We start from the raw sequence: 10,022 nt of genomic DNA, 5'->3' as shown, positions 1-10,022 counted from the left end.
ACTCACCCGACATGATCCAAGCTCCGCTACCCAGCAGCTTGAATCACACCCCACCGCGCCGCAGCGAGAACTGATTGGGTTTGGAGCCTAGAGCCGTTTCCGTTCGCCATGGCTCACGGCAACATCTCTAGACTTGTGTTTTCGCGAGCATCTTCACCCGATCAGGTGATTCCACCTGATCGGGATCTGCTCTAGCGGTTGTGCCCCGATACCTCCGCCCCCGCATCCGGTGCGAGCCGCGCATGCAGGGGGATGGAGGCGAGCACCACGACCGCCGCGACGACGAAGCCCCAGGAGAAATCGGTGGCGACCAGCGCCAAGCGCCCGGACAGCGCCAGGCAGGTCTCGAGCGTCGTCGTCGCCAGCACCACGCCGAGCGCCGGCGTCAATTGCTGGAGCGTGCCGTAGAGCGCGGTCGCGCGCGACATGCGCTCGGCCGGGACATCCGCGAAGGCAAGGGTATTGAGCGCGGTGAACTGCAGGCTGCGCGCCAGACCCCCGGCCGCGAGCAGCGCGAAGATCGCCGCGGCCGGCCAGGCCGGCGTGACCAGCGCCAGCGCGGCGATGCCGAAGGATGCGACGACGCCGTTGATCACCAGCGCCCCGCGGAAGCCGGTGCGCCGCAGCAGCGGCCGCACCAGCGGCTTCATCGCGAAGGCGCCGAGTGCCGTCGCGAAGGACACGAATCCGCTCTGCGAGGCGCTCATGCCGAAGCCGATCTGCAGCATCACGGGGATCAGGAATGGCACCGCGCCCGCGCCGGTGCGGAACAGGCTGCCAGCGACGGCCGGGTCGCGGAAGGTCGCGATGCGGAACAGCGACAGATCGAGCGCCGGTTGCGGCACGCGCTGGCAATGCCGCACCGCGAGCCCTCCGGCGAGGATCCCAGCCGCCAGCGCGAGCACCGACACCCATCCCGGCACCACGTGACGGCCCACCGTCTCGATGCCGAACATCACCAGCGCCAGCGCCGTCCCGGTCAGCGCGAGGCCCACCACGTCCGGCGGCCCGGGCCGCGTCGGCGGCACATGCGGGATCTTCCACGCCACCAGCACGAAGCCGATCAGCCCGATCGGCACGTTGATCCAGAAGACCGCGCGCCACGACCACAGGTCCGTCAGCACGCCCCCCAGCGGCGGGCCCGTCACCGGCCCCAGCAGCGCCGGCATGGTCAGCCAGGCCATGGCCGAGAGCATGTCCTTCTTCGCCACCCCGCGCAGCAGCAGCAGCCGTCCGACCGGCACCATCATCGCCCCGCCCAGGCCCTGCAGCACGCGGAAGGCGACGAGCTCGCCGAGCCCCTGCGCGCGGCCGCACAGGACCGAGGAAGCGACGAAGGTCAGGATCGCAAACATGAAGACGCGCTTCGCCCCGAAGCGGTCGGCGATCCAGGCCGAGAAGGGAATGAAGACCGTCAGCGCCACCAGGTAGGAGGTGATGGCGGCACCGAGGCGATAGGGATCCTCATGCAGGTCCCGCGCCATGGCGGGCAGCGCGGTGGCGAGCACCGCGCTATCGAGGTTCTGCATGAACAGGGCCGAGGCGACGATCAGCGCGATGCCGCGATGGTCGCGCGCCTCGCTCACGGCGTCAGGATCACCCGGCCGGCGCTGCGGCGGGCGCGGACCTCGGCCATGGCGTCGCGGAAGCCCTCGAGCGGGAAGGCCGCGTGGACCTCCGGCTTCAGCGCGCCGGCCTGCCACCAGTCCATGAGCTGCGCCCAGAGTTCGCGCGCGCGTGGCGCATGAAGCCGCCGGTTGTCGCCGGGCGACCAGCCGACATAGGTGCCCCAGTTCACCCCCGCGACGGCGATGTTCTTCAGCAGCAGCAGGTTGGCGGCGACCGTCGGGATGCCGCCGCCCGCGAAGCCCACCACCACCAGCGTGCCGCCATCGCCGAGGCAGCGCAGCGAATCGTCGAAGGCATCGCCGCCGATGGTGTCGAGCACGCAGCCGACGCCGGCGCCGCCGGTCGCCTCGCGCACTGCCTCTCGGAACGATTGCGCGCTGTCGAGTACGACGTCGGCGCCTCGCGCGCGCAGCAATTCGTGCTTCGCCGCACCCGCGCGCGCGATGACACGGCAGCCCATGGCCTTGGCGATCTCGACCCCGGCGAGCCCGACGCCGCCCGCCGCGCCATGAACCAGAACCCAGTCCCCGGCCGCGATGCGTCCGCGCCACAGCAGGCCCGAACCGGCGGTGGGGTAGGAGATCGGGAAGGCCACCGCCGGTTCCATCGGCAGCCCGTCCGGGATCGGCACGACATGGATGTCGTCGGCGACCGCTTCCTCGGCATAGCCGCCCCAGTCCAGCACGGCGAAGACGCGCGTGCCGGGCGGTGGGGCATCGGCATCCGGCGCGGCCTCGATGACGGTGCCCACCACCTCGGTGCCGGGGATGAAGGGTAGCGGCGGCTTGCGCTGGTATTTGCCGGCGACCACGAGCTGCGTCGCGAAGGAGACGCCGACGGCCGCGACCCGGATGCGCACGCCGCGCGGGCGCATCGGCGGCGGCGGGACGTCCCGGATCTCGAGTTCGTCGAAGTCGCGCCAGGTCTCGCAGAGGATCGCGCGCATCAATCGAGCCTGATGTTCGCAGCGCGGACGATGGCGCCGAATTTCTCGTACTCGCTGCGGCAGAAGGCGGCGAAGTCGGCGGGCGTGTCGGCCACCGGATCGGCGCCGAGCGTCGCGAGCCGCGCCTTCACGTCGCTGTCCTGCACCGCCACTGCGACGGCACGCTGCATCCGCTCCGCGATCGCCATCGGCATGCGCGGCGGCGCCCAGATGCCGTACCAGGTGGAGATCACCAGGCCCGGAAAGCCCGCCTCGGCGGTGGTCGGCAGGTCGGGATAGGCGGCGATGCGCGCCGGCGTCGTGACCGCGAGCGGCCGCAACAGCCCCTGCCGCACCGCGCCCGCGCCGGCCGGCACGCTGTCGAACATCACCTGGATGTTGCCCGCGATCAGGTCCTGGATCGCCGGCCCGGCGCCGCGATAGGGCACATGCGTCATGTCGACGCCGGCGATCTGCTTGAACATCTCGCCCGCGAGGTGCTGCGCGGCGCCGTTGCCCGAGGACCCGTAGGACAGCCGCCCCGGATTGGCCTTCGCGTAGTCGGCCAGGTCCCGCAGCGACCGCACCGGCAGGCCGGGATTCACCAGCGCGACGAGCGGCACCATCGCCATGTTCGTCACCGGCGTGAAGTCGTTGAGCGCGTCGAAGGGCAGGTTGCGGTTCAGGTGCGGGATGATCACGTGGATCGACGCATTCATCAGGAAGACCTGACCATCCGGCGCGGCGCGCGCGACCTCGGCCGCGCCGATCGTGCCGGACGCGCCGGGCTTGTTCTCGGGCACCAGCGGCTGGCCGAGCTCCTGCTGCGCGCGCTGCGCGATCACGCGGCCGACCAGGTCGGTCGGCCCGCCCGGCGGATAGGGGATGATGCAGCGCACCGGCCGCGTCGGCCATTCCTGCGCCAGTGCGGGCGCGGCGAGCAGCGTCCCGAGTGCGGCGCGTCGCGTGATCTTCATCCAGTCCCCTTCCCTTCGTCGGCCTTCGCGTCAGGATAGGCCCGGAACGCGCAGGAGGAAACGCGATGGACGAGGCGATGCGCCCCTACAAGGGCATCCGCGTGCTGGACGCAGGGCAGGGTATCGCCGGGCCGTATTGCGGGATGATGCTCGCGGCCTGCGGCGCGGACGTGATCAAGCTCGAACCGGCCGAAGGCGACTGGTCGCGGGGGCTCGGCACCGCGAAGGACGGCGTCTCGGTGATGACGGTCTGCTTCAACCGCGGCAAGCGCAGCGTCGTGCTCGACCTGAAGTCGGAGGAAGGCAAGCAGGCCGCGGCGAAGCTGGCATCGCAGGCCGACGTGCTGATCGAGGCCTTCCGTCCCGGCGTCGCCGCGCGCATCGGCCTCGGGCCCGACAATGCAAAGGCGAATGCGGTGTGCCTGTCGATCTCGGGCTTCGGCCAGACCGGTCCCTATGCCGAACGCCCCTGCACCGATTCGGTGGCCCAGGCCTTCACCGGCTTCGTCGCGCTGAATCCGGGCTCGGACGGCGCGCCGCACAAGGCGGGCTGCTTCCTCGCGGACATGGCGACCGGGATCTTTGCCTTCTCCGCCGTGCAGACGGCCCTCGCCGCGCGTGCGCAGGACGCGACGCCGCGCCGGCGCGTCATCGACATGTCGCTGATGGCCGCGACGACCAACCTCATGACGCACCAGATCGCGGAATGGGGATACCAGGGGAAGTCGGCGGCGCCGCCCAACGTGCCGGCCGGCGCCTACCAGGCCTCGGACGGCGTCTGGGTGATGGTGACGCTGGTGCGCGAAGCCGAATGGCGCGCCATCTGCGATGCGCTCGGCATCCCCGAGGTCGCCCAGGATCCGCGTTTCCTGGACTTCAGGCTCCGCTACGAGAACCGCGAGGCGCTCTACGCCATCATGCGCACGACCTTTGCCACGCGCCCCTCCGAGGACTGGATCGCGCGGCTGCAGGGCGCGCGCCTGCTCGCGGACCGGGTGAACTCGCCGCTTGACTGGCTGGCGAACGAGCATGTCGTCGCTTATGGCGCGGCGTCGCGCGTGAAGCAGCCGCAACTGGGCGAGGTGCCGCTGCCGATGCTGCCGGGCCTCGGCCACTGGCACGCGCCGGCGCCAGGCCTCGGCGAGCACACGGCGCAGGTGCTGGCGGAGATCGCCGGCTGACCAGGACGTGATCAGCATCGTGTGAGCTTCTTCACAGAACGGGCGTGCGCAGCGTGCGCGCCCCGGGGTCTCCGTGCCATGCTCCGGCCTCGAACGGAACGACCCCCGGGATCGCCATGCGCCAGCTCGCCCGCCTGCTGCTCATCCTCGCCCTGTCACTGCCCGGGCTCGCTGCCGCGCAGACCTTCGACCTGCCAGGCCTCGGGCGCGATTCCGGCGCCTACCAGCAGGAGATGCAGCGCCGCTTCCCCGCCGGCGGCACGCCGCAGCAGCGCATCGCCGCCGAACAGCGCGCCGGCCAGGCCGAAGGCCGGCGCGACTACGCCGCCGCCGCGACGGCGTGGGAGGAACGCATCGGCATGGGCCAGGCGAACGGGGATCATTGGCTCTCCCTCGCCCAGGCGCAGCTGAACCGCCAGCCGCCGAACAACCAGCGCGCCCTGCAGGCGGCCTGGCGCGCCTTCCAGCTCGCCCCCTATGGCGAGCCCGAGGTCGCGCCCCTGCTGGTGATCGCCGAGGCGCTGCGCCGCCTCGATCGTCCCGTGCAGCAGATCGAGGCGCTGGAAGCGATCCTCGAGCGCACGGACAGCCCGGAGAACCGCGAGCGCCTGGAAGCCGCGCGCCGCGCCGCCGGCATGCTGGTCCGCCGCGTTGCCACCGAGCCCGATGCCGATCCGGCGCGGGCCTGCATCTCCTTCACCAATCCGCCGGCGCGCCGCACCGACTGGAACCCCGGTGACTGGATCCGCGCCGACCCGCCGATCCCCTCCCTGGCCGTCGAGCGCGAGGGCGACATCCTCTGCGTCGCCGGCCTGCCCTGGGGCGCGTCCACGCGGCTGATCCTGCGCGGCGGCCTGCCCGGCGAGGGCCGGCAGAACCTGCGGCAGGACACGCCCGTCACCATCGCCATGCCGAACCGCGACCCGCGGATCGCCTTCGACACCGCGACCTTCATCCTGCCGCGCGGGCAGGAGGCGCGGATCGGCGTCGCCACGGTCAACGTGTCCAGGATGAACATGCGGCTGATCCGCGTGGCCGAGCGCAACCTGGTGCCGATGCGCCGCGACTGGACGCCGGGCGATGCGATCGAGGCCTGGTCGGCCACCAACATCAGCGAGGAGATGGGCCGCGTCCTGTGGGACGGCACCGCCGAACTGCAGCGGGTCGAGCCCAACCGCACCCACCGTTCGGTCCTGCCGCTGCCGGACGTGCTGAAGTCCGCGAGCCCCGGCGCCTACCTGCTGATCCTGCGCCAGGATGACGGCCGCCGCGACAGCGGCCAGACCGCCGCGCTGCCCTTCTTCGTCACCGATATCGGCCTGACCGCCTGGCGCGGTGCCGACGGCCTCGCGGTGCAGGCGCGCAGCCTGCAATCCGCCGCCATCAGGCCCGGCCTGCGCATCATGCTGATGGCGCGCAACAACGAGATCCTCGCCGAGGCGCGCACAGGCGAGGACGGGCTCGCCCGCTTTCCCGCGGCGCTGATGCGGGGCAGCGGGCCGATCGCGCCCGTGTCCATCCATGCGGAGACCAGCGACGACGTCGCCGCGCTCTCGCTCGAGGCCGCGTCCTTCGACCTGTCCGATCGCGGTGCGACGGGGCTGCCGACGCCAGGGCCGGTCGATGCCTTCCTCTGGCTCGACCGCGGCATCTACCGCCCCGGCGAGACGGTGAACGCCGCCGCCCTGATCCGCGATCCCGCAGGACGGCCGCTCGACCTGCCGATCCGCCTGCGCCTGCGCCGCCCGAACGGGCAGATCGCGCAGGAGATCGTGCCGCCGCGCCAGGATGGCGGGGCCATCTACTGGCCGCTGCGGCTGTCCGCCGGCGCGCCCTTCGGGCTCTGGACGCTCGAGGCGCTGACCGACCCCGATGCGCCGCCGGTCGGGCGGACCACCTTCCGCGTCGACGCCTTCGTGCCGGAACGGCTGGAGGTCACCGCCGGGCCGGTGCCCGGTCCGCTGGTGCCCGGGCCGACGGGCCTGCGCGTGCCGGTCACCGCGCGCTTCCTCTATGGCGCGCCCGGTTCGGGCCTGACGGGCCAGGCCGAGATGCGCCTGCTGACCGATCCCGAGCCCTTCCCCGACTGGCGCGGCTGGCGCTTCGGCCTCGCGCAGGAGCAGTTCGCCCCCGACCTCATCACCTTCGAGATCCCGGAGACCGATGACCAGGGCCGCACCACTCTGACGCTCGACCTGCCGCAGGCGCCCGACACCACGCGCCCGGTGAAGGGCGAGGTGTCGGTCTCGATGGCGGAACCGGGCGGGCGTGAGACGCGCACGCGCTTCACCGTCCCCGTCCGCTCGACCCGCACGCTCGTCGCCGTACGCCCGGGCTTCGAGAATGACGCGATCGACGCGGGCGCCGAAGCGGCCTTCGACATCGCCGCCGTCTCCCCCGAAGGCCGTGCCGTGGCCGGCACGCTGCGCGCGCGGCTGGTGCGCGAACGGCCGAACTGGCGCATCGTCGTGCGCGGTTCCATCGCGCGGTGGGAGACCGTCTGGCGCGACGAGCCCGTCGATGCGCAGGAACTGCGCGTCGCCGCGAACCAGCCGGCGCGCTTCGCCCGCTCCCTGCCCTTCGGCCGCTACCGGCTGGAGGTGAACGACGCCAACGGCCTCGGCATCACCTCGATCCGCTTCCGCTCGGGCTGGGCGGGCGTCGAGAGCGCCGAGGTGCCCGATCGCGTCGACGTCGCCGCCGACCGGCGCGCCTACATGCCCGGCGAGACCGCGCGCATCCGCATCACCCCGCCCTTCGCCGGCCGCGCTTCCGTCGCCGTGCTGTCCGATCGCCTGGTGTCGCTGCGCGAGATCGACCTGCCGCAGGGCGGCGCCGAGGTCGAGGTCCCTGTGGATGCCGCCTGGGGGCCGGGCGCCTATGTCGCCGTGACGGTGTTCCGCCCCGGCGAGGCGCGCAACGGCCAGCCCGGTCGCGGCCTTGGCCTCGCCTGGGTCGGCATCGACCCCGCACCGCGCACCCTTGGCGTGACGATCGACACGCCGCAGATGGTCCGTCCGCGCCAGCGCGTGGAGGTACCTGTCCGTATCGCCAATGCGTCGGGCCCGGTGCTGCTCACCCTCGCTGCGGTGGACGAAGGTATCCTGCGCCTGACGAATTTCGCGAGCCCCGATCCGGGTGCGCATTTCCTCGGGCGCCGGCGTCTCGGCGTCGATATCCGCGACGATTACGGCCGGCTGATCGCACCGGCGGAAGGCGAGCTCGCGCTGCTCCGTCAGGGCGGCGACGAGGATGCCGGGGCGGATGCGCTGCAGCCGCCGCAGCGGCTCGTCTCGCTGTTCTCCGGCGTGGTGCGCACGGGGCCGGACGGGACGGCGATGGTGCCGCTCGACATCCCCGACTTCGCGGGCGAGCTGCGCCTGATGGTCGTCGCCTGGGAAGGCACGCGGATCGGCGCGGGGTCCAAGCCGCTGACCGTCCGCGACGAGGTGGTGGCCGAGGCGCTGCTGCCGCGCTTCCTCGCCCCGGGCGACGAGGCGCGCCTGTCCGTCCTGCTGCACAACATCGAGTTGCCGCAGGGCGAGATCGTCGCGGAGCTCGCCGCATCCGGCGGGCTGTCCATCACCGGCCCGACGCGCCTCGCCGCGACGCTCGCCACAGGGGCGCGGGCGCAGCCCTTCACCACGCTGCGCGCAACGGAAGGCGGCGAGGGCACGCTGCGCCTCGCCGTCACCGGGCCCAACGGGTTCCGCGTGGAGCGCGAGAGCCGCATCACCATCCGTTCCTCCCGTCCCCGCGTGACGGAAGTGGCGGGTGCCGAACTGCCCCCGGGCGCCGAGATGCCGCTCAACCCGCCGATCGATCGCTTCGTGCGCGATGCCTGGCGGGCCTCGGCCTCCTTCGGCGCGGCGGTGCGCTACGACGTGGCGGGGATGCTCCGCGCGGTGGAGGAATTCCCGCTCTACTGCCTCGAGCAGTCGGCCTCGCGGGCCCTCGCGCTCTCGGCCGGCATCGCCGATGAAGGCGATCCCGACCGCGCGGCGCGGCTGCAGCGCGCGGTGGATTCCATCCTCGACCGCCAGCGCTTCGACGGCTCCTTCTCGATGTGGAGCGCGAATGGCGAGGCGCAGCAATGGCTGACCCCCTACGCCGTTGAAGCCTTGATCCGCGCGCGGACCGCAGGGGCCACGGTGCCCGAGGGCGCGTTGCGGGAAGCGCTGCGCTTCCTCGACGAGGCCATCGAGGACACCGCCGCCAACACGCCGGAGGAACGCGCCGCGCAGGCCTATCGGCTCTATGCGCTGGCGCTGGCGGGCCAGCCGCGCCTCGGTGCGGCGCGGCGGCTGATGGAGCAGCTCAATGAGCTGCCGACGCAGCTCTCCCGTGCGCAGCTCGCTGCAACCTTCGCGCGCGGCGGGGATGCGCAGCGGGCCCAGCTCGCCTTCTCCTCGGCGCTGACCGCCACGGGCCGGCGCTTCTGGGGTTTCGACTACGGCAGCGCGCCGCGCGACGCGCTCGCCACCGCGACGCTGCTGCGCGAGAGCAACCTGATGCAGGATCGCCTGAACCAGGCGATGCAGGTTCTGCCTGGCGCCGAGTTCACCCCGGCCCGCGCCAGCACGCAGGAACAGGCCTGGGCGGTGCTCGCCGCGCAGGTGCTGGGTCAAGGCACGCGGGCGGCGAACGTCGCGGTGAACGGCTCGGCGCTGCCCGCCCGGCCCGTCGTCGCGACGACGCTGACCGGCCCCGGCACGGCGCGCAACCTCGGCGCCGCGCCGGTCTGGGCCTCGGTCTCGATCAACGGCATCCCGCGCGAGCCGCTGCCCGCGGCGCGCGAGGGCTTCCGCGTCACGCGCCGCTTCTTCGCGCTGAACGGCCAGCCGCTCGACCTCGACCGGGTGACGCAGAACACCTCCTTCGTGCTGCTCGTCGAACTCCGTTCGGAGACCAACGACCGGCATGAGGCGATGGTGATCCAGGGCCTGCCCGCGGGCTGGGAAATCGCCTCCCGCCTGCCGGCCGGCGACATCGCCGGCATGCCGTGGCTCGGCACGCTGACCGAGGTCGACAGCCAGCCGGCGCTCGACGACCGTTACGCGGCGGCAGTGACGCTCACGCCACAACGGCCCTTCGCCCGCGTGGCGGTGCGGCTGCGCGCGGTGACGCCAGGCGACTTCGAACTGCCGGGCGGCGAAGCGCAGGACATGTACCGACCGGGGATCTTCGCACGGCAGAACACGGCGCGGATCTCGGTGCAGCCGTGAGCATGGCGCGCGGGTGGGGAGGGCTCTGCCCTCCCCGGACCCCACCCGCCAGAGGCCTAAGGGCCTCTGGACACCGGGACTTGGT

At 72.6% G+C, this 10,022-nt stretch carries 5 protein-coding genes; 2 read left to right on the top strand and 3 right to left on the bottom strand.

Features of this window, described 5'->3' with window-relative positions; genetic code table 11:
- Positions 1 to 191: 191 nt before the first annotated feature.
- From GWK15_RS23170 to GWK15_RS23160, 3 genes are read right to left on the bottom strand one after another with little or no spacing between them, the layout of a single operon-like run.
- A complete protein-coding gene (locus GWK15_RS23170) occupies positions 192 to 1,586 on the bottom strand; it encodes an MFS transporter (RefSeq protein ID WP_338147322.1) in 1,395 nt (464 codons plus the stop codon).
- Positions 1,583 to 2,575, bottom strand: coding sequence for an NADPH:quinone oxidoreductase family protein (locus GWK15_RS23165; RefSeq protein ID WP_168043777.1), 993 nt, complete (start codon positions 2,573 to 2,575; stop codon positions 1,583 to 1,585). The genes GWK15_RS23170 and GWK15_RS23165 overlap by 4 nt, the downstream gene beginning before the upstream one ends.
- Entirely contained in the window at positions 2,575 to 3,531 is a 957-nt protein-coding gene (locus GWK15_RS23160) for a Bug family tripartite tricarboxylate transporter substrate binding protein (RefSeq protein ID WP_168043776.1), read from the bottom strand. Before GWK15_RS23160 ends, GWK15_RS23165 begins: the two co-directional genes overlap by 1 nt.
- Positions 3,532 to 3,596: 65 nt before the next feature.
- On the opposite strand from GWK15_RS23160, the gene GWK15_RS23155 reads away from it, so the two are divergent.
- Both GWK15_RS23155 and GWK15_RS23150 read left to right on the top strand, forming a co-directional pair.
- Positions 3,597 to 4,712 carry a CaiB/BaiF CoA transferase family protein gene (locus GWK15_RS23155; protein ID WP_168043775.1) on the top strand — a complete coding sequence of 372 codons (1,116 nt, stop codon included), beginning with the start codon at positions 3,597 to 3,599 and terminating at the stop codon, positions 4,710 to 4,712.
- A 116-nt stretch (positions 4,713 to 4,828) separates the two neighbouring features.
- Positions 4,829 to 9,937, top strand: coding sequence for an alpha-2-macroglobulin family protein (locus tag GWK15_RS23150; protein ID WP_168043774.1), 5,109 nt, complete (start codon positions 4,829 to 4,831; stop codon positions 9,935 to 9,937).
- The last annotated feature ends 85 nt before the right edge of the window (positions 9,938 to 10,022 follow it).

The organism is Neoroseomonas oryzicola (assembly GCF_012163135.1).
Lineage (GTDB): Bacteria > Pseudomonadota > Alphaproteobacteria > Acetobacterales > Acetobacteraceae > Neoroseomonas > Neoroseomonas oryzicola.
This window is presented reverse-complemented; position numbering and strand designations above follow the sequence as displayed.